This window comes from Streptomyces sp. NPDC127038 (genome assembly GCF_042725875.1).
Lineage (GTDB): Bacteria > Actinomycetota > Actinomycetes > Streptomycetales > Streptomycetaceae > Streptomyces.
This window is the reverse complement of sequence record NZ_JBHXDQ010000016.1, coordinates 52,242-74,692: the sequence shown is the minus strand read 5'-3', so window position 1 is coordinate 74,692 and position 22,451 is coordinate 52,242. Positions and strand designations below refer to the sequence as shown.

Here is a 22,451-nt window from a genome sequence, read left to right as displayed (position 1 = left end):
TCCGAAGGTCCCCCATTCGTAGGAGTCCCGGTGACGCAGAGTGGACAGGGCGAGGAGCCCTCGGCGCGGCCCGCGCGCGAAGGCATCGTGCTGCCCTCCGACGGCAGTGAACCGTTGCTGCCGGGCACGACGGGTGACCGCGCGACCCCGGCCGGCGGTGCGGCCTGGGGCGGGCAGTGGGGCCCCGAGCAGTCGGCGGCCCAGGCCCCCGGGTCCGGTGACGGCTGGGGCGCGCCGGTGAACTCCACCCAGTCGTGGAGCGCCTCCGCGCCCTCCGATTCGGCGGGCTGGTCGACGCCCGACGCGCACGGCGCACAGCAGGCGCAGGGCTTCGGGCAGCCGGGATCCGGCTCCGCGCCGCTGCCGCCCGAGAGCGCTCCGTCCTCGGCGTACGGCGCGGGGAACGGCTATGCGCCGGGGGCGCACGGCTCGCACGCCGCCGCCGGGTACGAGGGGTACGGCGCCTACGGGTCCCAGGAGCAGCAGGGCGTTCCGCTTCCCCCCGGGGGCGAGGACGGCGCCACGCAGTACATCCCCTACATACCGGCCGCCCCGGGTGCCGACGAGGGGGCGACGCAGTTCATCCCGCCGGTCGCCGCCGCGCCGGACGAGGGCGCCACGCAGTTCATTCCGCCGGTCGGTCCTGGCGCGCTGCCGCCGGAGATCGCGGGCGGCTCTCCCCAGTACCTCGGCGGGGCCGCGCAGGGCGGTTCGGACGCCGACGCCACGCAGTACATCCCGCCCGTGCCCGCGCAGCCCTCGGGCGGCTACGGGATGCCCGCGGGCGAGCCGGGGGAGCGGCAGCCCCCGGCGGAGTTCGACAACCTCTTCCGCAGCGAGCCGGCGGCCGCCGGAGCGACGCAGACACTGCCCCGTATCGACGGGGGCGCCCCGCAGGCCCCGCGTGGCGCGGGTGACCCGTACGGCGCGGGTGACCCGTACGGCGCCCAGCCCGGCCCGGGCGGGCCCGGCGGCCGGGGTGCCGGGCGCCGTGGCGGTCCCTCCGACGGAGGCGGCGGCGGTGGCCGCTCGCGTGTTCCGGTGATCGCGGCGGTCGGCGTCGGCATCATCGTGCTCGGCGTCGGCGCGGGCGCCCTGCTCAGCGGCGGCGGCGGAGGCGGCGGCGGCACGGACGACACCGGCAAGACGGTGGCCGCGACCTCGCCCGCGAGCCAGGGGTCGTCCGCGGCGGGCGCCGACCCGGTGAAGGCGCAGGCCGTCGAGCTGGACAAGCTCCTCGCGGACAGCTCCAACAGCCGTGGCGCGGTGATCAACGCCGTGGCGAACGTGAAGGCGTGCAACAACCTCGGTCAGGCGGCCGGCGATCTGCGGGACGCCGCCAAGCAGCGCGGCGAGCTGGTCACCCGGCTCTCCGCCCTCGCGGTCGACAAGCTGCCGGACCACGACCAGCTGTCGACCTCCCTCACCAACGCGTGGAAGGCCTCCGCGGCGGCCGACAACCACTACGCGGCCTGGGCCGACCAGGTCAACAACGGCAAGAAGGGCTGCCACAAGGGCCAGGCCCGTGCCACGGGTCAGACCCAGGCCGGAGACGCGGCCAGCGGCACGGCCTCCGCCGAGAAGGAGAAGGCCGCCAGGCTCTGGAACGCCATCGCGTCCAAGTACGGCCTGACGCAGCGGACCCGCACCCAGCTGTGACCCGCGCGAAAGCCCGGTCCCCCCGCCGTTCGGCGGGGGACCGGGCTTTCGTCGTTGGCGGGCCCTAGTGCGCGGTGGCCAGGGTCTTCGCCATGTTGACGAACCCGCCGCGCTGCGAAGTCAGCTGACCGTTGCGGATGACCTGGAAGGTGACGTCGGCGTTGACCAGTCGCGGGAAGTCCGCGGCCGCGGTCTGCGCGTCGAAGCGCCAGCTCAGGGTGGGCGTGAGCCCGCCCGTGTTCACCTTGAGGCCGTCGTCGAGCTCGCGCCGGATGGTCAGGGGCGAGATCTCCCCCGCGCCGAGCGACTCGATGACCTTCCTCAGCACGGTGTAGGCGATCCAGGTGGTCTGCACCCCGGCGTCGGTGGGGTCGATCCGGTTGTCGCCGAAGGCCTGCTCCTTGATCACCGCGCGCATCGGGTTCCAGCGCGAGTCGTCCGCGGTCGGGTACCAGCCGGTGACGTACGAGCCCTCGTAGGGGCCCGCCTTGCCGCCGGTGGCGTCGATCAGCGACTGGTCGACGTTGCCGATGACCGTTCCGCCGTGGACCTTCGGGTAGTCCTCGGCGTCGCGCCGGAAGGAGTCCATGAACGTGTTCGTGCGGTCGCCGAGCGCGGGGACCACGCAGCCCGGCCTGCTCGGGTCGGACGTCGCGTGCTGGAGCGCCAGCTGCGTCGGCCGGGAGTACTCGGTGGCGTCCTCGGCCGCCCGCTGGTCCCCGGCCTGCGTGTGCCCCTCGGCCTTCAGGCCCGCGTCGAGCAGCACCGGCAGCTCGTCACCGGCGATGGTGTCGGGACGTATGAGCGAGACCGGTCCGCAGTTCTTGCCGAGCTGCTCGCCCAGGCCCGCCAGCAGGACGCCCTGTCCGCCGTTGACGGGATAGGAGACGGGACTGGAGAACTCGTCGTCGGTTACTCCGAAGCCGCCTATGTAGGGGATGCCCGCGCTCTCCAGCGGGGCGAGGAACGCGCGGGCGTGCTGGCTGTAGGAGCCCACCACCGCGACGACCTTCTCGTCCGCGGCCCGCTCCGCGCAGTGCGAGGCGGCGACCGGGTCGTTGTGGTCGTTGCAGGTGAGGACCTCCAGCTGCCGGCCGTTGATGCCGCCGTGGGCGTTGACCCAGCGCGCGTAGGCCTTGGCCAGCGCCGGCATTCCGGGCTTGTTCGTCGCGTTGGTCTTCTCGGGGGCCCAGGTCATCACCTTGACGGGGCCATCCCCGGAGCCCCCCGTGGCACCAGGGATGGCCCCGCATCCGACGGCGACCGACGCGCACGCGACTAAGGCGCTCGCGTACAGAAGCGTGGCCTTGCGGGGCCGGGGCGGGGTGGGGGAGGTGGTGCGAGTACGTCGCCTACCGGTCATGGGCATGCACGATTCCCCCACACCAGAAACCCCTGTGTGACCCTTGGTCGACACCGGGTGACGCAGAGGTGAATTACAGGGGTCGATGAACGGATTTTCACAGGGAACGTACGATCGGTGACCGTGCAAGACTCGGAGAACTCTTCCCGCCGCGGCCGTCGCTCCTCCACCATGGGCGGCATGCCACTGAACGACATGCCTTGGTGGCGCTGGCGCAGCAATGTGCGTTCCGCGCTGCACATGCTTTCCGACCCGGTGTTCCAGAGAGACGTCTGGCTCGCCGGCGTCGACGGATACGGCGACGTCACGGATGCCGTGTACCGCCTGGTCGAGGACACCTGGCTGGACAACTGGTCCGCCGAGAAGTACGTGGGCACGATCTTCCGGGACTCCCAGGAGGCCGCCCTCGTGGACAGCGCCGTCCTGCGGGTGCTGCGGATCATGCACCAGGTCGGCCCCGACGCCCCGGTGTCCGCCTACCTCGACCACCAGGCGTGGCCGGACGCGCTCCAGGCCTCGCGCGCCGCGCACGTACGGATGGCGTCGAGCGACGGGGAGGACCCGGACACGCCGCCGCGCACCCTGGAGGTCCTGCGCATCCTCACCCGGTCCGCCTGACCGCGGTACCGCCGTCGGCCCTGGTCCGGCGGCCGTGAGGGGTGCCCGGACGCGTCCGCGTGGCGGGACGGCACTCCTGTGCGGGCGCCCGGTGTGAAACGCTGTCCGGCATGAATGAGCCGTCCGTCCGCGGGACCGCGCCCGCCGCCGAGCAGTACGTCCTCACGCTGTCCTGCCCCGACAAGCAGGGCATCGTGCACGCCGTGTCCAGCTATCTGTTCATGACCGGCTGCAACATCGTGGACAGCCAGCAGTTCGGCGACCAGGACACCGGACTGTTCTTCATGCGCGTCCACTTCTCGGCCGAAACCCCGGTGACCGTGGAGAAACTGCGCGCGAGTTTCACGGCGATCGGCGACGCCTTCCACATGGACTGGCAGATCCACCGGGCCGAGGACCGCATGCGGGTCGTCCTCATGGTCAGCAAGTTCGGCCACTGTCTGAACGACCTGCTGTTCCGCGCGCGGATCGGCGCGCTGCCCGTCGACATCGCCGCGGTGGTCTCCAACCACACGGACTTCGCCGAGCTGGTGGGGTCGTACGACATTCCCTTCCACCACATCGCGGTGACGAGGGACACGAAGGCCGAGGCCGAGGCGCAGCTGCTGGAGCTGGTGCGGGAGAAGGGCGTCGAGCTGGTCGTCCTCGCCCGCTACATGCAGGTCCTCTCCGACGACCTGTGCAAGCAGCTGAGCGGCCGGATCATCAACATCCACCACTCCTTCCTGCCGAGCTTCAAGGGCGCCAAGCCCTACCACCAGGCGCACGCCCGCGGGGTCAAGCTCATCGGCGCGACCGCGCACTACGTGACCGCCGACCTCGACGAGGGTCCGATCATCGAGCAGGAGGTCGAGCGGGTCGGCCACGACGTCACCCCCGACCAGCTGGTCGCCATCGGCCGGGACGTGGAGTGCCAGGCGCTGGCCCGCGCGGTGAAGTGGCACGCGGAGCGCCGCATCCTGCTGAACGGCCGCCGCACGGTCGTCTTCGCCTGACGCGGATCCGCCGCCCGGATGACGGCCACGCCCGACTCCGGCCCGCTGCCCGGACGACGGCCGAGCTCGACTCGGGCCCGCTGCCCGCGTGACGGCTGCGCCCGACTCCGGCCTGCTGCCTGCTGACAGCCGCGCCCGACTCCGGGCCGCTGCCCGGATGACGGCTGAGCTCGACTCGGGCCCGCTGCCCGCTGTCTGCCTGGCGGTCGGCCGGTTCGGGGCTCAGTGTCCGGGCGGGCGCTCGGGCCTCCGACGGCCCGTCGGCCCGGCCGCCCCGGAAGGGCGGGCACGGGTCACATGCGGCTCAGTGACGCGGCCGCGAACAGGACGTCTCTGATGACCTCGCGGTCGCCGTCCTGGCCCGCGGCCGCCTCCTCCGGGGACACATGGCCCGCGGCGAGGCGGCAGAACTCCACCCCGTCCAGCGCCACATGGGCCACCTCGTGATCGGCGGAGCCCACCGCGCCGGGCGAGTCGAGCGGGATGAGCCACTCGCCGCCCCCTGAGCCCTCGATCTCCAGGCGCAGACTGCGCCCCGGCCCGCCCGCCGTGACGAGATGCCTGACCGACCGGTCCGCCAGCCCGGCCCGGCGCCGCTCGGCGAGCGCGACCGGCAGCATCCGGGCGGCCAGGTCGATCATCCGGTGCAGATGCCGGGGAGCCGGGGGCTCGTACGGGTAGTCCACGGCCTCGGCGATGTCCCCCGCGTGCACCCAGCACTCGAAGGCCCGGTCCAGCAGCGAGTCGCTGAGCGGCAGCTCGAAACCGCCGTAGGCCACGGTGAGCCGCCCGGAGGCCTCCCCGCCCGCGACCCCGCCCGCGGCCGGTGCGCCCTCCTCCACGAACGACACCGTCCGCACGATGTCGTGGCTCTGTTCCCGCCAGGGCCCGCGCACGGACCGGGTGTGCGGGACGCGCGTGGACCGCCAGTACGTCTCGGTGCGTTCCTGCGGCGTCGGCGCCTGCCCGCCGGTCCCGCCGAGCGGGTCCTCCAGGCCCAGCGCGACCGCGACCAGTCCGTCGACGCTCAGCAGATGGGCGATGACCCCGGCGACCGTCGTACGGCGGCTCACGGGCCGGTCGCCCTCGAACCAGCGCAGCCGCACGGGCGCGTGCCATTCGGAGCCGCCGATGTCCTGGAGCAGGGCGTCGAGCCGGGCGGTCTCCGCGTCGTACGGGGCGGCCCAGCCGGGGACCGGGATGCGCGGCGGGCGACGGTCCAGGCAGCTCGTCAGGACCCGGGTGCGCAGCGTCGGGTCCAGGTCGAGGCTCTCCGCCGGGTGCAGCAGCCCGACCGCCTCGCGCAGCCGCAGCGCCTCCTCCGCGCAGGAGCCGCAGTGCCCGAGGTGTTCCTCGACGGCGGTCGTCTCGTCGGCCGAGCAGGCGGCCAGCGCCCACGCGCCCAGCAGCGACTTCAGGACCCGGTGCTCCAGGACCAGCGGCGCCGCTCCGGGGACGTCCGGTCCTGCGGCAGGTTCGGGGACGTCGGGTTCGGGGGCGGCCGGTTCGGGCAGCGGCAGCCCGGTGTCCTCCACGGAGGCGCGGGGCGGCGGTATGCGGGGCGGCCCGCCCGGCCGCGGTCCGGCGCCGGAGCCGTCCTCGTGCCCGTCCTCACGCATCCCGCTGTGCCCGTCCTCGTTCTCGTCCATGTTCCCGTGCACGCCCTCGTGGCCGTTCTCGTACCCCTCCTCGCGCCCCTTCCCGTCGTCGGACGGCGGGAACCGGCCGGATTCCCCGCTCACCGTCCACCCCCGGGTTCCGGTGGAGCGCCGGCGGGCCCGGCGTCGTGGGCGGTGGAGAGCAGCTGGAGGCCGAGACGGAGCCGGCGGCGGGCCTCGTCCTCGGTGACGCCGAGATCGGCGGCCGCCTGGCGGTAGTCACGGCGCTGGAAATACGCCAGTTCCAGCGCGGTCCGCAGCGGCGTGGGCATGGACGTGACGATGTAGTCCGCGCGGGCGGCGACGGACGCGCTGCGCACCTTGCGCTCCAGTTCCTCGGCGGTGCCGTCGCCTCCCTGGGCGAGCGCGGCGGTCTCGGTGGCGCGCAGACGCTGCACGGCGAGCCGGTGGGTCAGCGTGGCGACCCAGGAACGCAGCGGGCCCTGCTTGGGGTCGTACGCGTCGGGGTTCTCCCAGACATGGGTGAAGACCTCGCGGGTGATCCCGTCGGCGGCCCGCTCGTCCCCGAGCACACGATGGGCGAGACCGTGCACGAGCGAGGCGAACCGGTCGTAGAGCTCGCCGAGCGCCGCCGCCTCGCCGCGCGAGAGCCGCTGCTGCATCCTGCGGTCCCAGCGGGGCGGTGCGTCCTGCGTCGCCATACGGCCCCCTCACCTGGTCGTGCCCGGCGCCTGCCCGTGCTCCGGCCGCTGTCGCCGGCCGTGTCCCCTGTCCCTGTCCGCTCCGCGGTGCCGTCGTCCAGCCTGTGCGCAACCGCTGTCTTGAATGTAGTCGGCACGTCGGGCGACGCACGCCCCTTTGCGTCAATGTGCGCCCCTGGGCGGGCCGCGGATGGTAGAAGCGCGCCGCTTCCACCCCCAGGCTCGACCGAGACTGGCCATAAGCGACCGAAAGAGAACCCTCGTGAAGCATTTTCGACCGTAGACAGGCGTTTCTTCCTGGCGCGATCCGTGTTTCATGGAACTACGGCGGGGCAGCCGCGCTGGAAGGAAGCGTACGGAGTGCTTCCGTTTCTGCTGGGCGAGGCGAGCGAGAGGCGTGGCGGTGACGCTCAAGGTGACCCACGTGACCGACGTGGCCGACGTGACCGAAGGCGAGAGCGGCGCGGACGGCGCGGGGAGAGGGAGTACGGCGGGTCCGGGCGCCCCGCTCCGCAACCAGGACGACTGGGCCGTGCTGCGGGTGTCGGGCGAACTCGACCTCGTCACGTCGCCGGCGCTGCGGCAGAGCGTCCACGACGTGGTGGCCGCGGGCCGGCACAGCATCGTCCTCGATCTGTCCGAGGTCGTCTTCTGCGACTCCAGCGGGGTCGGCGTCCTGATCGCCGCCCGCCGTCTCATGCGCTCCTGCCACGGGCGTCTGCGGCTGATCCTGCCCGCCCGGGGCGCGGCCGACGGCTCCCACGTGAACCGGGTCCTCGGGGCCCTCGGGGTGCGCCGGCTGTTCGACGTCTACTCCGACGTCGACGCCGCCACGGACGAGGAGTCCCGCCCACTGTCGGCCTGACACCGCGGGGTGCCGTTGTCCGGGAATTCTCCCGGTCGTGGGACATCCGTCGCTTTCCGGTGCCCCGGACGCTCCGGGCGTCGTACGCTCCGTCCCGGATGAACCGCAGTCCGGCCGAGGCCGGCTGAGAAGTGAGGCGGCCCGAAACCCATGGTCAGTTCCGAGTACGAGCGCAGGATCGCCGCCCGGTTCGCCGGCTTCGACCAGGACGGCAACGGTTACATCGACCGGGAGGACTTCAGCGCCGCGACCAAGGCCGTGCTCGCCGAGTTCGCCACGACGGCCCGGTCGGACAAGGGCCAGGCCCTCTACGTCGGCGCCGAGGCGTTCTGGCAGGGGATGGCCGGGATAGCGGACCGGGACGGCGACCAGCGGATCACGCGCGAGGAGTTCGTGAGCGGTGCCGTGAAGCGGCTGCGCGACAACCCCGAGCGGTTCGCGGAGATCGCCCGCCCCTTCCTGCACGCGGCCCTCGCCGTCGCGGACACCGACGGGGACGGCGCGGCCACGGTCGCGGAGGCCACCCGCGTCCTCAGGGCGCTCGGCGTGGGCGAACCCCTCGCCTCCACCGTGGCCGGCGCCCTGGACACGGACGCCGACGGCCACATCGGCGAACCGGAGATCGTGACCGCTTTCGCCCGCTACTTCACGGTCCCGGAATAACCGGCCCCCGTCGGCCTCCGGCGGGCCCGTTCCGGGTCTACCCCGAGAAGCGTTCCCTGAGGCGGTACTTGAGTACCTTGCGCAGGGCCTCGTTGCGCGGAAGGGCGTCCACGACCTCCAGCTGCTCCGGGAGTTTGTGCACGGACAGCCCTTCCCCGCGCAGGTACGCCGTCACCGCGGCCAGCGTCAGCTCCGGCGCCCCCGGTGGCTGTTCCACCACCGCGCACACCCGCTCCCCGCGCTCGGCGTCGGGCAGCCCGATCACGGCGGCGTCGCCGACCGCCGGGTGCCGGTGCAGCAGGTCCTCGATCTCCTTGGCGGAGATGTTCTCGCCCTTGCGGATGATGATGTCCTTCACCCGGCCGGTGAGCACGAGGTGGCCGCTCCCGGTCAGATGCCCCACGTCCCCGGTGATCAGGAACCCGTCCGTGTCGAAGGCCTCCGCGGTCTGCGCCGGGTCCAGATAGCCCCGGCACACCGCCTCCCCCCGGAGCCGTACGTCCCCGTCCGCACCGGCCGGCCGGGCGGCGCCCGCCGCGTCCACGATCCGTATCTCCATGCCCTCGGGCGGCCTGCCCTCCGTGGTGGCCAGGTTCTCGGCCGTGTCGTCCGGCGCCCCCATCGTGATCATCGGGACCTCGGTCATCCCGTACCCGTGGGTGAGCTGCACGCCCATCTCCCGGACCACCGCGTGGTACACCTCGGGCGGCTTCGGGGCCCCGCCGCCCGCCAGCAGCCGCAGTGTCGGGACGACCGGCTTCCCGGGCCGCTTGCGCTGCTCGGCCAGGAACATCGAGTAGAACGCCGTCGACCCGCCCGCCACCGTCACCCCGTGCCCGCGGTACTCCGCGAGCGCGTCCGGCAGCGCGAAGTGCTCGAACATCACCGCCGGGAAGCCGTAGAGCAGCAGCATGACGGTGTAGTCGGGCCCGGCGATGTGCGCGTACGGGAACGCCATCGACCCCACGTCGTCCTGGGACAGGTGCAGCGCGTGGGCGAGGCAGGAGCCGCCCGCGATCAGTGAACGGTCGGTGTGCAGCACGCCCTTGGGGTCGGAGGTGGTGCCCGAGGTCCAGTAGATCCAGCGGACGGAGGTGCCGTCGGAGGGCGGGGCGGGCAGCACGGCGGGATCGCCCTCGGGCAGCGTGTCGTACGCCTCGAAGACGTTCCTCGCCCCGAGCCGGTGCGCCATCGCGGTGTGGTCGAAGCCGCGCCACTCGCCCGGCACCGCGAAGTACTCGGCCTTGGACTCCCGCAGCGCGAAGCCGACCTCGCGGTCGCGGTAGAACGGGATGACCGGCGACTGAACGGCGCCGATCCGGGCCAGCGCGAAGGACAGCACGGCGGTCTCGATCCGGGTCGGCAGCTGCCAGGCGACGACCGTTCCGGGACGCACGCCCCTGTCGTGGAGGCCCGCCGCCACCCGCTCGGCGCGGTCGCGCAGCTCGCCGAAGGTCAGCGAGCGGTCCCCCTGGAGCAGCACCGGCCGGTCCGGGGTGAGGCGGGCCCGGCGGTCGGCCAGCTCCCACAGCGTGCGCGCGGAGCTCAGGGCGTGCGCGGTGTCGTTCACGTCGTCCCCGCTGCGATCGGTCACTTCGGCCCCCTGCGGTCGCTCGCTCCTGCACGCGTAACTGACGGGCAGTCAGATCGTGCCGAGAGCGTAGGGCTCGGCGCCTTGTCGGTCCATAGGCGCGGGGCTAGCCTGCTGGGAGAGATGGATCTGACGGGTCATCAGAAACGTACGCCAGGCGGAGGGGACCATGACCGAACTGCCCCGCATCATCAGCGTCGACGACCATGTGATCGAGCCCGCGCACCTCTTCGAGACCTGGCTGCCGCGCAAGTACCACGACCGGGGACCGAAACCGCTGACCGCCGGGATCGGCGAACTCGCCTACGTCGGGGGCAAGTACCGGATCACCATGGACCCGGACGGCCCGCCGACCGACTGGTGGGTCTACGAGGACCTCAGGTTCCCGTACAAGCGCAACATCGCCGCCGTCGGCTTCGACCGCGACCAGATGACGCTGGAGGGCATCACCCGCGCGGAGATGCGGCGCGGCTGCTGGGACCCCGCCGAGCGGCTCAAGGACATGGACCTCAACCACGTCGAGGCCAGCCTCTGCTTCCCCACCTTCCCGCGCTTCTGCGGCCAGACCTTCGCCGAGGCCCACGACAAGGAGGTCGCCCTGGCCTGTGTGCGGGCCTACAACGACTGGATGGTCGAGGAGTGGTGCGGTGGCAGCGGGGGCCGGCTGATCCCGCTGTGCCTGATCCCGCTGTGGGACATCGACCTCGCCGTCGCCGAGATCCGCCGCAACGCGGCCCGGGGCGTCAGGGCCGTCACCTTCTCCGAGATCCCCACCCACCTGGGCCTGCCCTCGATCCACTCCGGCTACTGGGACCCGTTCTTCGCGGTCTGCCAGGAGACCGGCACGGTCGTGAACATGCACATCGGCTCGTCCTCCCAGATGCCCGCCGCCTCCCCCGACGCGCCCCCCGCCGTCCAGGCCTCGCTGTCCTTCAACAACGCCATGGCCTCGATGATGGACTTCCTGTTCAGCGGCGTCCTGGTGAAGTTCCCGCGCCTCAAACTCGCCTACTCCGAGGGCCAGATGGGCTGGATCCCGTACGCCCTGGAGCGCGCCGACGACGTCTGGTCCGAGCACCGCGCCTGGGGCGGGGTCAGGGACCTGATCCCGGAGCCCCCGTCGACGTACTACTACCGCCAGATCTTCTGCTGCTTCTTCCGCGACAAGCACGGAGTGGCGTCCCTGGACGTGGTCGGCCGCGACAACGCCACCTTCGAGACCGACTACCCGCACGTCGACTCGACCTTCCCGCACACCAAGGAGGTCGCCCTCGACCATGTGAAGGGCCTCGACGACGAGACGGTCCACAAGCTGATGCGGGGCAACGCCATCCGGATGCTGGACCTGGACCTGTAGTGGACCTGACGTACACCCCCGAGGAGGAGGAGTTCCGCGCCCGCCTGCGGACCTGGCTCGCCAAGGTCCTCCCGACGCTCCCGCCGAAACCGTCCCCCCGCGACTGGCCCGCCCGACGCGCGTACGACCTCGGCTGGCAGCGGACGCTGTACGACGCCGGGTACGCGGGCCTGCACTGGCCCGAGGACGCCGGCGGCCGGGGTGCCACGCCGACCCAGCACCTCATCTACCTGGAGGAGACCGAGAAGGCGGGCGCCCCCTACGTGGGCGCCAACTTCGTCGGGCTGCTGCACGCCGGGCCGACCATCGCCTCCGAGGGGAGCGCGGAGCAGCGCTCGCGCTGGCTGCCGCCCGTGCTGCGCGGCGAGGAGGTCTGGTGCCAGGGCTTCAGCGAACCCGGCGCCGGATCCGACCTCGCGGCGCTGCGCACGCGCGCGCGCCGCGACGGCGACGACTACGTGGTGAGCGGATCCAAGATCTGGACCTCCCACGCCGAGGTGGCCGACTGGTGCGAACTGCTGGTGCGCACCGACCCGGACGCGCCGAAGCACCGGGGCATCACCTGGCTCGCGATGCCGATGGACGCGCCCGGCATCACCGTCCGCCCGCTGCGCACGCTCGCGGGCTCCACCGAGTTCGCGGAGGTCTTCCTCGACGAGGTGCGCGTCCCGGCCGCCAACCGGGTCGGCGCCGAGAACGACGGCTGGCGCGTGACCATGGTGACGCTCTCCTACGAACGCGGCACCGCGTTCGTCGGCGAGGTCGTCGCCTGCCGCCGCGTCCTGTCCGAGATCGCCCGTGAGGCGCGCAAGAACGGCCGCTGGGACGACGCCATGCTGCGCCGCCGCCTCGGCAGGCTGAACGCCGAGTTCCGCGCGCTGTGGCGGCTCACCCAGTGGAACGTCAGCGAGGCGCAGGGCACGGGCGGCGTGCCCGGTGCCGGGGCCTCGGTCTTCAAGCTGGGCTACTCGCACGCCCGCCAGGAGCTGTTCGACGCCGCCGCCGAGGTGCTCGGCCCCGAGTCGCTCGACCTGGGCCGGGAGTGGACCCTGGACCGGCTGTCGTCCCTGTCGTACACGATCGCGGCCGGCACCTCGCAGATCCAGCGGAACATCGTGGCCGAGCGGATCCTCGGCCTGCCCAGGGGGAGATGAGCTGCACAGTGGACTTCCGGCTGACGGACGACCAACGGGCCCTGCGGCAGGGCGTACGCGCCCTCCTGGAGGGCCGCTTCGGGCGGGCGGAGCTGCGGGCGGCGGTGGACCGGGCGGACGGGGAGGCGACCGCGGGCGGGCCGGTCCTCGACCGGGGGCTGTGGCGGGAGCTGGGCTCGGCCGGGTTCTTCGCGCTGCGTCTGCCCGAGGCCGAGGGCGGTGTGGGGCTCGGCCTGCCCGAGGCCGTGCTGGCCTTCGAGGAGGCGGGGCGGGTCCTGCTCCCCGGCCCGCTCGTCGCCACCCATCTCGCCGCGGGCGCCGTGCCCGGTGCGGCCGCCGGAGAGGTGGTCGTGACCCGCGCCGACGGGGGAGCCGCCGAGGGGGCCCGTGGCCACGGGGACCGTGGCGACGGGGGACTCGTGGAGTGGCTGGACGAGGCCGACGTCGTCCTCGGCGACGCAACCGGGGCCGTACCGCTGGCCTCGGCCGACCCGCTGACGCCCCTTCACCGGCTGCCCCCGGGGTCCGGGCACGGGCCCACGGGAGCCGCATCGCGCGGGGCCGGCCCGCCCGACCGGCTCGTCGCCTCGCTCCTCACCGCCGCCGAACAGCTCGGCAGCGCCGCCGGAAGCTGTGAGAGCGCCGTGCAACACGCCCGGACACGGGAGCAGTTCGGTCGGCCCGTCGGAGCGTTCCAGGCGGTGCAGCACCTGTGCGCCGGCATGTTCGCGCGGGTCGAGACGGCCCGCGCCGCCGTCTACGCCGCCGCGGTCACCGCCGACCCGCTGGACGTCGCGGCGGCCCGCCTGCTCGCCGACGAGGCCGCCGTGCGCGGCGCCCGCGACTGCCTCCAGGTGCACGGCGGCATGGGCTTCACCTGGGAGTCCGACGTCCATCTGCACCTGAAACGGGCATGGGTGCGCACACAGCGCCCCGGTGGCGTCACGCAGAGCGAGGAGGAGCTGGCGGACGATCTGCCGGCCCGTACGCCGTAGAGGGCCGTTGCCCTGGGGTGTCGCGGGAGGAACGGGAGGGGGTGTCGCGGATCGTGGCAAACCGGGATCACGGAGCGTTGAGACCTGGTTGTGTCCTAGGCGTGACTTGTCACGGCCTGGAGTCGGCGCCGGGCTCCGGTACCTTGTGTGGGATGCGAGTGGTTCTGAGGCTGAGCCATCCCGGTGTTGCCCCCGAGGCCGCGCCGAACCCGGCGATGCGCGCCGCTCGTACGGCAGGGCGGGCCCCCGCACCTGCCTGTTCGACTCCCCGTGGCGAGCGTCGCACAGTATGCCGCACGCGTACTCCTTCGCGCTGGAATATGCCCGAAGCGCTTGTTGGGGTGACTGTACGTCAACCATGCTGTCTCGCAAGGGAATCACGTTCCGTGATCCTTGTTCTGGCCATGCAGAAAATGGCTACGATCGTGGCCCTTGTGAGGCGCGAGGCGATGTGTCCGCCGGTTCGGATGGTGTGAGCGGTGCAGGTGCTTCAAGTGCAGCTGGAGATCCGGCCCGACCCCGCAGAGGTGGGGCGAGCCCGGCGCTGGGCCCGTTCGAGGCTCGCGGGGTCCGGGATAGACGCCGATGAACCACTGGCCGAGACGCTGATCCTCCTCGTCTCCGAACTTGTCACCAACGCCGTGGTGCACACCGGGTGTCCGGCCGTGCTGCGCCTGTGCCTGCCGGGCGGCGGTGCGGGCGCGGCCACCGTGCGCCTGGAGGTCGCCGACTCCAGCGCCCGGCCGCCGATGCCCCGGCACGCCGACGGCGACGAGACCAACGGCCGCGGCCTGGAACTGGTCGACGGCCTCGCGGACCGCTGGGGCTGGAACCCCGAGGGCGCCGGCAAACGCATCTGGTGCGAGCTGGACCGCTGCGCCTCGGGCGCGGCACAGGACTCCCCGTACGGCGCCTACGGCGGGTTCGCGTACGAGGCCGTCTGACGCGGCCGGTCCGGCCCTCCCTGGTTGCCGCCCGGCGGCCAGGGCCCGCCGAGGCGAGCCCGCTCCCCTCGCCTCCCTCCCCTCGCGTTTTGTGCATGTATGCACGAAACCGCTGTACACGGCCGCGGTCGTGGCCGAATGCGCCGGGTCGTGCTTCCGTACGCGCTGTCTCAAATAGGGTGGAACGCCGTAAATCCCCGATCGGGTGTTGACGTGGCGTGTCCGTTTGATCACGCTTGTGTTCAGCGATTCGCCGCGAGGGGACGACGGGGGCTCCGGTGACGGGAGCCCTCGGCGAGTGCGGGTCGCGATTCGGCGTCGGCTCCTCCGCGGCCGGGGGAGACAGGGCGGGTACGCCGGAGACGGATGGCGGCGCGTGATGCCGTGCCCGGCGCGAGGTGGGGACCTTCCGGCCGGGCGCAGTCGAGAGTGGGGGAGGCGCGCCGCCAGCCGGCCCTCGCGGCGGCGGTCCCGAAGCCGCCCCGGGGCGGACGGGCCGTCAGAGGATCGCCACGGGCGCCACCGGTGTGCCGGTGCCGCCGACGAAGGGTTCCGGCATCGCCGACAGCAGGAAGGCGTACCGCTTTTCTTGTCCACAGGCTGTGGACAATTCTTCGAGATTCCAGTTCTGGCCCTGCATCATCCCCATCTCGACCAGGTCGAGGGCGTGCACGGGCAGCCACAGGTCCTCGATCTCGGGCGGGAAGATCTCGAACGTCAGGGTGTCGTTGGCGACCGCCGCGACATCGCGCGCGTGGAACCACTCGGGCGTGCGCACCGAAAGCCCCGGCGACGGATAGCCGTACCCGTGCTTGTCGCCCGCCAGGTACACCTGGATCTGCCCGGTCCGCACGAGCACGACGTCGCCCGCCCGCACCCGCGTGCCCGCCAGCTCCTCCGCCGCCTCCAGGTCCTCGGGGGTCACGGCGTGCCCACCGGCCAGCCGGTGCTCCCCGCGCGCCCGCGCCACGTCGAGCAGGACACCGCGCGAGACGATGTGCCGCGGCTTGTCGATCCCCCCGAACTCGGCCCCGCCGTGCGGGGTGACGGTGGAGGCGGGGCGGCCGTTGTAGAGCCGGCCGGAGTGCGAGACATGGGGCAGCGCGTCCCAGTGGGTGGCCGCCTGGAGGCCCATGGTCACGGCGTCGTCGCTGCACGCCACCGTGCCGGGGCCGAAGATCTCCTGGTTGATCTGCACCATCGCGTGCAGCGGATTGACCCGCCCCGGGATCATCCCGGTCTGCACCCCGTCCTGCTGGAGCGGCAGGGCGAGCGGGACCCGGCGCCCGGTCCGCACGGTCCCGGCGGCCTCCCGCACCACCTCGTCGGTGATGAGGTTCAGGGTTCCGATCTCGTCGTCGTCCCCCCAGCGCCCCCAGTTGTTGACGCGCTTGGCGATCTCGTGGAACTCCGGATGAAGCGCCGGCCGTGACATGAGTCCTCCCCGGGGGCTTGTCTCCAGGTATCTGACGGGTCGTAGAATCCGAGTTGAATCTAACGGACCGTCAGAAACTGCGGGAAGGGGCCGGGCATGGGGAACTTCCTTGCGGGCAAGGCCGTCGCCGTCACGGGCGCGGGCCGGGGCATAGGCCGGGCGGTCGCCCTGGCCGCGGCGGCCGAGGGCGCCCGCGTCGTCGTCAACGACTACGGGGTCTCCGTCGAGGGCGCCGAGCCGACCAGTTCGGTCGCCGACGCCGTCGTCAAGGAGATCGAGGCCGCCGGCGGGGAGGCGGTCGCGGTGGCCGACGACATCTCGACGATGGCGGGCGGCCAGCGGGTCGTCGACACCGCCCTCGCCTCGTACGGGCGGATCGACGGTGTCGTCTGCGTGGCCGGCATCCTGCGCGAGCGGATGCTCTTCAACATGTCCGAACAGGAGTGGGACCCGGTGGTCGCCACCCATCTCAAGGGCACGTTCACGCTGTTCAGGGCCGCCTCCGCGGTGATGCGCGCCCAGGGCTCCGGCACGCTGATCGGCTTCACCAGCGGCAACCACCAGGGCTCGGTGGCGCAGGCCAACTACAGCGCGGCGAAGGGCGGGATCATCTCCCTGGTGCGCAGCGCGGCCCTCGGGCTGCACAAGTACGGGGTCACCGCGAACGCCGTCGCGCCCGTCGCCCGCACCCGGATGTCGGCGAACGTCCCGATGGAGCTGAAGGAGATCGGCGAACCGGAGGACGTGGCCGCCCTCGTGGTCTACCTGCTCTCCGACCGGGCCCGCGAGGAACGCATCACCGGGCAGGTCTACACGATCGCCGGACCCAAGATCGCCGTATGGGCTCAGCCGCGCGAACTGCGCGCCGGGTACGCCGAGGGCGCCTGGACCCCGGAGAGGATCGCCGACTTCCTGCCCGGGACCGTCGGCGTCGATCCCATGCCGCTGCTGGAGCGGCTGGAGGCGATGGCGCGGGCCGCGGCGGACGGGGCGCGCCCCAACGCCTGACCGTGCCCGGTCCGGACGTCCCGGACCCTCGGGGAGGAGAGCGCGTGGATTTCGCATTCGGTGCGCGGGACGAACTCTTCCGGCGCGAGGCGCGGGCCTGGCTGGAGGAGCATCTGGCCGGCACCCCCGCGCGCCGCGACTGGGAGCGCGAACTCGGCGCGGGCGGCTGGATCGGACTCGGCTGGGCCGAGGACGGCTACGGCAACCGGCGCGCGGACCTGACCCGGCAGGTGGTGTGGGCCGAGGAGTACGCCCGCTCGAAGGCACCGGCCCGGTCCGGGCACATCGGCGAGAACCTGCTGGCGCCGACGCTCATCGCGCACGGGAGCCCGGACCAGAAACACCGCTTCCTGCCCCCGATCGCCCGCGGCGAGGAACTGTGGTGCCAGGGCTACAGCGAGCCCGGCGCCGGCTCCGACCTGGCCGGCGTCCGCACGAGCGCCGTACGGGACCCGGGATCCGGCTCCCCGGGGGCGTACCGGATCACCGGGCAGAAGATCTGGACCTCGCTCGCCCGGGACGCGGACTGGTGCTTCGTGCTCGCCCGCACCGAACCGGGCTCGGTCCGCCACCACGGACTGTCCTTCCTCCTCGTCCCCATGGACCAGCCCGGCCGGATCGAGGTCCGGCCCATCCGCCAGCTGACCGGCACCAGCGACTTCAACGAGGTGTTCTTCGACGGGGCGGTGGCGCGGGCCGGGCACATGGTCGGCGCCGAGGGCGACGGCTGGCGGGTCGCCATGAGCCTGCTCGGCTTCGAGCGCGGGGTCTCCACGCTCGCCCAGCAGATCGGCTTCGCCGAGGAGTTGGGGCGGGTACTGCGCACGGCGGTCGAGACGGGAGCGGCCGAGGACCCCGTCGTGCGCGAGCGACTGGTGCGGCTCTGGGCCGAGTTGCGGGTGATGCGGTGGAACGCGTTGCGCACCCTGGGCGGTTCGGACGGCCGGGGCGGGTCGGGCGGCCCGGCCGCGCCGAGCGTGGCGAAGCTGCTGTGGGGCGGCTGGCACCGGCGGCTCGGTGAACTGGCCGTCCAGGTACGCGGAGCCGCCGCCGCGGCGGGCCCGGCGGACTGGTCGGCCGAGCGGTCCTACGAACTCGACGCGTCCCAGCACCTGTTCCTGTTCAGCCGGGCCGACACGATCTACGGAGGCTCGGACGAGATCCAGCGCACGATCATCGCCGAGCGGGCGCTCGGCCTGCCGAAGGAACCGCGGGGCGGTTCATGAACGGGCCCGGCACGCGCGGCAGCCGGGTACGGACCGAATCAGCCCGGGAGCGGCCCGGGAACAGCGCCCGGGGCGGCCCGGGGAGAGGGGAGCCGGTGCGATGCGAGGCGTGATCTTCGACGGGAAGCGGACCCAGGTGGTGGACGACCTGGAGATACGGGATCCAGGGCCCGGAGAGGTCCTGGTCGCGATCGCCGCGGCCGGGCTCTGCCACAGCGATCTCTCCGTGGTGGACGGAACCATCCCCTTCCCCGTCCCCGTGGTGCTCGGCCATGAGGGCGCGGGCGTGGTGGAGGCGGTGGGCGCGGGGGTCACCCACGTCGGGCCCGGCGACCATGTGGCGCTGTCGACCCTCGCCAACTGCGGGACCTGCGCCGAGTGCGACCGGGGGCGGCCCACGATGTGCCGCAGGGCGATCGGCATGCCGCAGCGGCCGTTCACCCGCGCCGGCGAGCCGCTGCACCAGTTCGCCGCCAACTCGGCCTTCGCGGAACGCACGGTGGTCAAGGCGGTCCAGGCGGTCCGGATCCCGAAGGACATCCCGCTGACCTCGGCCGCGCTGATCGGCTGCGGGGTCCTCACCGGCGTCGGCGCGGTCCTGAACCGGGCCCGGGTCGACCGCGGCGACACCGTCCTGGTCATCGGCACGGGCGGGATCGGCCTCAACGTCCTCCAGGGCGCCCGGCTCGCGGGCGCCCTGCGCATCGTCGCCGTCGACTCCAACCCCGCCAAGGAGACCGTGGCCCGGCAGTTCGGCGCGACCCACTTCCTGACCTCGATGGACGGGGTCAGGGACGTCCTGCCGACCGGGGCCCAGCACGCCTTCGAATGCGTCGGACGCGTCGAACTCATCCGGGGCGCGGTCGATTCGCTGGACCGGCACGGCCAGGCGATCCTGCTCGGCGTCCCCCCGGCGACGGCCGAGGCCTCCTTCCTCGTCTCCTCGATGTACCTCGACAAGTCCATCCTGGGCTGCCGCTACGGCTCGTCCCGCCCCCAGCGCGACATCGCCCTGTACGCCGAGCTGTACCGCGAAGGCCGGCTGCTCCTGGACGAGTTGGTGACGGCGACGTACCCGGTCGAGGACTTCGACCGAGCGGCCGAGGACGCGCACGCGGGGAAGGTGGCGCGGGCGGTGTTGACGTTCTGAGGTGCAGGTCGCCTGTTCAGCAAGTCGGTGGACCCAGCTCTTCGCCGAGGAGGCCGAGCCGGCAATCTCCTTGACCGGGCAGAGCTAGGACATCCGCTGACGCATGCTCGGCTCGCTGCCGTACCTGACCTCGACAAGCGGCGGTGCTTCGAGATCCGGTTTCGGCAGCGAGCGTGTGAGCAAGGTGTTCAGGCCCTGCGGGCCGAGAAGTCGCCGAACCACAGCTCACTGTTGTCGGCGCGCAGACCGACCCCGCCCGGCGTTGCCAGTGGGCCCGGTGCGTCATCCACGGTGTGCAGCACCTCTTTTCCATTGATGACCAGGCGAAGACGCACACCGGAGAAGGTGTTGACCGCCTGGGCCTCGACCCGATGCCAGTCGCCGTAGCTGATGCCATGGCTGCCCTCGGCGATCGTTGCGTAGTCACCACCCTCCACGGCCGAGGAGTCGTGGGATGGCACCTTGCGCTTGATCGCCACTGTGCCGTCCCGGCGACGGAAACTGAGTGCGTACAACTCTTGCGGACTGTGGTATCGCAGCCACACGTGGGCGCCGTCCCAGGCTTCCGGTGGAGTGCGCGCCGTGGTGATCGGTGGCTGTATTCGTATCTGGAAGGACACCCTCACCGGTCCGAAGTCCCGACGGCGGCTCACCAGCCGGAAGACTGCCGAATCGTCAGCGGTCTGGGAGTGGGGACCGGTCTTCCCCGCGTCGGGTCGACCGGTCCAGCCAAGGCCGCCACTCGCGAACAGGGAGCCACTTGTGGCCACCCAGTCGGCCGAGCGGTGCGCTCCCGATCCATGCGGATGGCGGAACGCCCACTCATTGGTAACCAGTCCGTCCGCGCCGAAGCGCGGCCAGAAGTCGGGGAAGGCGTCGTTGCCGTACCGCTCCCAGGTACCTACCCCGGCGACCGCGGCACCCAGTCCCGCGGCTGCACCGAACCAGATGAGTTGACGTCGCGTCAGTCCGGCCACGGTCAGTCTGCTCCCGCGATCGCACTGACCCCGAGCTTTTGGACGGTTGGCCACGACAGTCGGGTCAAGTCCCGGTAAGCCGAGAAGCCCACACCGCCGGTCTCGCCCTTGGCGATCAGGTTGAGGCTGGTCGATCCGTCCGCGGTGATCAGCGTACTGTCGGCGGTCACGCGGATCGCTATGGGATGAGCGGGTGCCGAGGTGAGCCGGCGACTGGCCACGAGCGCTTGGTTGTCCGCGTTTCCCGAGTAGACATTCAGGTGGTCCTGATACACCCGCACGCTGATCGCCAGCGGGCTTCCGACTCGAACCCAGAGGGCTCCGCTGACTTCGCTGCTGTTCAGGTGGGCGATTGTGCCCTTCAGGGTGTAGCTGTCCCAGCGGGCGGTCGCGTCGGGCTGGTAGGCGCCGTAGGCCGACAGTGTGCGTCCCTGTGGGGCCAGCTCGCTGTCCGTGATCTTGAGCGCAGCTTTGACATCCGGAGAGGAGACCCAAGGGGCGTTCGGGGCGAGCAGCGCCGCGTCGCTCACCCGTTGCTGCGAGCCGGTGACATCGCGGGAGCTGTCTGCGATGTCGACGATCCGAAGAGAGGCGAAGCGAGGCCAGGCGATGCCCGGCTTGTTGATGCCGACACGCAGCGCGATACCACCGGTCCGGTTGCCAGGGCTGCCAGGGGTCGTCGGCAGCTTGACGTGCACCGTGCCGTCCACCCAGATCTGGGTGCTGTCATTACGCACCGCGATCCGCAGCATATGGCTCGAGGCTGTGGTCAGGTGCTTGATCAGCTTCTTCGTCCCTGAGACAGAGACCAGGAGGTTGCTCTGGCTCACGCTGGCCGAGACCGGGGCGCCGCTGCCGTCGCGTACCTGCACAGCTCCCTGGTTGGTGCCGTTGCTCAGGCCGGAGAGGCGCGCGTCCACCTCGTAGTTGTTCCAGTCCACACTGCTGCGGGGCCGGTACGAGGCAGCGATGTAGTGCACCGGCGAACTCTTGGCCGGATAAGGACCGGCTCCGGTGAAGGCGCCCAGGCCGCTCAGCCCACTGCTGTCGTCACTCGACCACAACTGCGGCTGGGCCAGCGGCGCGCTGGCCTGCGGAGAGACCTGGGTCCAGCGGATCGCGTCGGAGATCAGTTCAGCCGAAGTGGTCGACCTGAGCACCTCGAGGCGCTGCACCTGGCGGGCGTCGGCTGCGCGTCGGCTGGCGGGCAGCGGCCGGGACGAGACGTTGGTCATCGTGGCCACGAAGCTGCCGTTCAGGATCTCTTGCAGAGTCTGACCCGGCATCGGCAGGTTGGCCTGTTCCGTTGCCTCGGAGAAGGGGAAGGCGAACAGCTTTGGGGTGGGAAGGTCGTGGGCTGCGAAATCGCCGAAGGACAGTCGGAGATCACGGCGGACCCGGGCCTCGTACTCGCTGCGTGTCTCCTGGCGCCGCTCCTGCGGCAGCCAGAGCCGGTTGGCCAGTGCCGAAGCCCGGTGACCGTCTGCATCGACCACTGCGCGGTGGTGCAGGTTGTGCGTGTGGTCCTGGAAGTCCCAGCGTCCCGACGCCTGCATCCGGGCGATCTCGTTCCAGGACAGGTAGTACGGGCGGTCATCGACGCGACCGGTGATCAAGTAGACCGCTCCGTGCATGTGATGCCGGGCAAGGATCCGGTCGCCGTAGACCCACAGGCCGTTCGGGCCGTCGTCGAAGGTGATGTAGACGGAGCGGGGCGGCGCCGGCTCACCGTGGAGGTAAGCGACGAATTCGTCGCTGGTCAGGCTCCTGTAGCCAGCCTTTTCCAGCGCGGTCAACTGTGCGTCGAACGCGGCTGGAGTGACCGTGTAGTCGCTCGGGGCATGCCCGATGTCGTGATAAGCCAGCACGACCGGGGCGGCCGTGGCCGGCAGGGACCGGGCCGACTTGGTCCAGGAGGCCGCTTCCCGGGCATCGACCCGGACCGTAGGCGGCTGGACCTGGGTGCTCATGTACTTGCCGTACAGGTAGTACTCGGCGGCGGCGTAGAAGGGCAGAGCCAGCACCGCGAGTGCCAGCACGACGAGCCCGAACCTGGTCGGCCAGTGCCAGACACTCTGGCGCAGCTTCCCGGGGTGCCGGTTCATGTCGGTCACGGCAGGATGCTCCCTCG

The 22,451-nt window shown here is 72.1% G+C and carries 19 protein-coding genes; 12 read left to right on the top strand and 7 right to left on the bottom strand.

Annotated elements, in window-relative coordinates; all coding sequences use genetic code 11:
* Positions 1-30: 30 nt before the first annotated feature.
* Positions 31-1,659 carry a hypothetical protein gene (locus ACFWI4_RS14715; RefSeq protein ID WP_387195330.1) on the top strand — a complete coding sequence of 543 codons (1,629 nt, stop codon included), beginning with the start codon at positions 31-33 and terminating at the stop codon, positions 1,657-1,659.
* Between the two features lie 64 nt (positions 1,660-1,723).
* On the opposite strand, the gene ACFWI4_RS14710 is transcribed toward ACFWI4_RS14715, so the two are convergent.
* Positions 1,724-3,022 (bottom strand): ABC transporter substrate-binding protein, encoded by a 1,299-nt coding sequence (locus ACFWI4_RS14710; RefSeq protein WP_387195327.1) that lies wholly within the window; start codon positions 3,020-3,022, stop codon positions 1,724-1,726.
* A gap of 117 nt (positions 3,023-3,139) precedes the next feature.
* Between ACFWI4_RS14710 and ACFWI4_RS14705 the strand changes: the two genes are divergently transcribed.
* Entirely contained in the window at positions 3,140-3,640 is a 501-nt protein-coding gene (locus ACFWI4_RS14705; RefSeq protein ID WP_385395211.1) for a hypothetical protein, read from the top strand.
* A gap of 110 nt (positions 3,641-3,750) precedes the next feature.
* Complete coding sequence (gene purU / locus ACFWI4_RS14700; RefSeq protein WP_385395213.1) at positions 3,751-4,635, top strand: formyltetrahydrofolate deformylase; 885 nt, start codon at positions 3,751-3,753, stop codon at positions 4,633-4,635.
* Between the two features lie 293 nt (positions 4,636-4,928).
* Here the strand turns inward: purU and ACFWI4_RS14695 are convergent, their stop codons facing one another.
* Both ACFWI4_RS14695 and ACFWI4_RS14690 read right to left on the bottom strand, forming a co-directional pair.
* Positions 4,929-6,284, bottom strand: a complete 1,356-nt coding sequence (locus ACFWI4_RS14695; RefSeq protein WP_387195450.1) for a zf-HC2 domain-containing protein — start codon at positions 6,282-6,284, stop codon at positions 4,929-4,931.
* 89 nt (positions 6,285-6,373) lie between these two features.
* Positions 6,374-6,955 carry a sigma-70 family RNA polymerase sigma factor gene (locus tag ACFWI4_RS14690; RefSeq protein WP_385395215.1) on the bottom strand — a complete coding sequence of 194 codons (582 nt, stop codon included), beginning with the start codon at positions 6,953-6,955 and terminating at the stop codon, positions 6,374-6,376.
* 532 nt (positions 6,956-7,487) lie between these two features.
* Here ACFWI4_RS14690 and ACFWI4_RS14685 point away from each other — a divergent pair.
* The gene (locus ACFWI4_RS14685; RefSeq protein ID WP_385395640.1) at positions 7,488-7,820 is read left to right on the top strand and encodes an STAS domain-containing protein; all 333 of its coding nucleotides are present in this window, start codon (positions 7,488-7,490) and stop codon (positions 7,818-7,820) included.
* A gap of 150 nt (positions 7,821-7,970) precedes the next feature.
* A complete protein-coding gene (locus ACFWI4_RS14680; RefSeq protein ID WP_385395218.1) occupies positions 7,971-8,483 on the top strand; it encodes an EF-hand domain-containing protein in 513 nt (170 codons plus the stop codon).
* Positions 8,484-8,520: 37 nt separating this feature from the next.
* On the opposite strand, the gene ACFWI4_RS14675 is transcribed toward ACFWI4_RS14680, so the two are convergent.
* Complete coding sequence (locus ACFWI4_RS14675) at positions 8,521-10,053, bottom strand: class I adenylate-forming enzyme family protein (protein WP_387195447.1); 1,533 nt, start codon at positions 10,051-10,053, stop codon at positions 8,521-8,523.
* Positions 10,054-10,243: 190 nt separating this feature from the next.
* Between ACFWI4_RS14675 and ACFWI4_RS14670 the strand changes: the two genes are divergently transcribed.
* From ACFWI4_RS14670 to ACFWI4_RS14655, 4 genes are all read left to right on the top strand, one after another.
* Positions 10,244-11,431 (top strand): amidohydrolase family protein, encoded by a 1,188-nt coding sequence (locus ACFWI4_RS14670; RefSeq protein ID WP_385395220.1) that lies wholly within the window; start codon positions 10,244-10,246, stop codon positions 11,429-11,431.
* The gene (locus ACFWI4_RS14665) at positions 11,431-12,585 is read left to right on the top strand and encodes an acyl-CoA dehydrogenase (RefSeq protein WP_387195322.1); all 1,155 of its coding nucleotides are present in this window, start codon (positions 11,431-11,433) and stop codon (positions 12,583-12,585) included. Before ACFWI4_RS14670 ends, ACFWI4_RS14665 begins: the two co-directional genes overlap by 1 nt.
* 8 nt (positions 12,586-12,593) lie before the next feature.
* Entirely contained in the window at positions 12,594-13,580 is a 987-nt protein-coding gene (locus ACFWI4_RS14660; protein ID WP_387195444.1) for an acyl-CoA dehydrogenase family protein, read from the top strand.
* A 479-nt stretch (positions 13,581-14,059) separates the two neighbouring features.
* The gene (locus ACFWI4_RS14655; protein ID WP_385395226.1) at positions 14,060-14,524 is read left to right on the top strand and encodes an ATP-binding protein; all 465 of its coding nucleotides are present in this window, start codon (positions 14,060-14,062) and stop codon (positions 14,522-14,524) included.
* Positions 14,525-15,023: 499 nt separating this feature from the next.
* On the opposite strand, the gene ACFWI4_RS14650 is transcribed toward ACFWI4_RS14655, so the two are convergent.
* A complete protein-coding gene (locus ACFWI4_RS14650; protein WP_387195319.1) occupies positions 15,024-15,959 on the bottom strand; it encodes a cyclase family protein in 936 nt (311 codons plus the stop codon).
* 96 nt (positions 15,960-16,055) lie between these two features.
* Between ACFWI4_RS14650 and ACFWI4_RS14645 the strand changes: the two genes are divergently transcribed.
* The 3 genes from ACFWI4_RS14645 to ACFWI4_RS14635 all read left to right on the top strand — a co-directional run bounded on the left by ACFWI4_RS14645 (position 16,056) and on the right by ACFWI4_RS14635 (position 19,343).
* Positions 16,056-16,967: an SDR family oxidoreductase gene (locus ACFWI4_RS14645; RefSeq protein ID WP_387195316.1), complete on the top strand. Its 912-nt coding sequence runs from the start codon at positions 16,056-16,058 to the stop codon at positions 16,965-16,967.
* A gap of 44 nt (positions 16,968-17,011) precedes the next feature.
* Complete coding sequence (locus tag ACFWI4_RS14640) at positions 17,012-18,193, top strand: acyl-CoA dehydrogenase family protein (RefSeq protein WP_387195312.1); 1,182 nt, start codon at positions 17,012-17,014, stop codon at positions 18,191-18,193.
* A 100-nt stretch (positions 18,194-18,293) separates the two neighbouring features.
* Positions 18,294-19,343 (top strand): Zn-dependent alcohol dehydrogenase, encoded by a 1,050-nt coding sequence (locus tag ACFWI4_RS14635; protein WP_387195309.1) that lies wholly within the window; start codon positions 18,294-18,296, stop codon positions 19,341-19,343.
* 188 nt (positions 19,344-19,531) lie between these two features.
* Here ACFWI4_RS14635 and ACFWI4_RS14630 read toward each other — a convergent pair whose 3' ends face one another.
* Together ACFWI4_RS14630 and ACFWI4_RS14625 are read right to left on the bottom strand one after the other, a co-directional pair.
* Positions 19,532-20,320, bottom strand: coding sequence for a hypothetical protein (locus tag ACFWI4_RS14630; RefSeq protein WP_387195306.1), 789 nt, complete (start codon positions 20,318-20,320; stop codon positions 19,532-19,534).
* 2 nt (positions 20,321-20,322) lie between these two features.
* Positions 20,323-22,425, bottom strand: coding sequence for a polysaccharide deacetylase family protein (locus ACFWI4_RS14625; RefSeq protein ID WP_387195441.1), 2,103 nt, complete (start codon positions 22,423-22,425; stop codon positions 20,323-20,325).
* Positions 22,426-22,451: the final 26 nt, after the last annotated feature.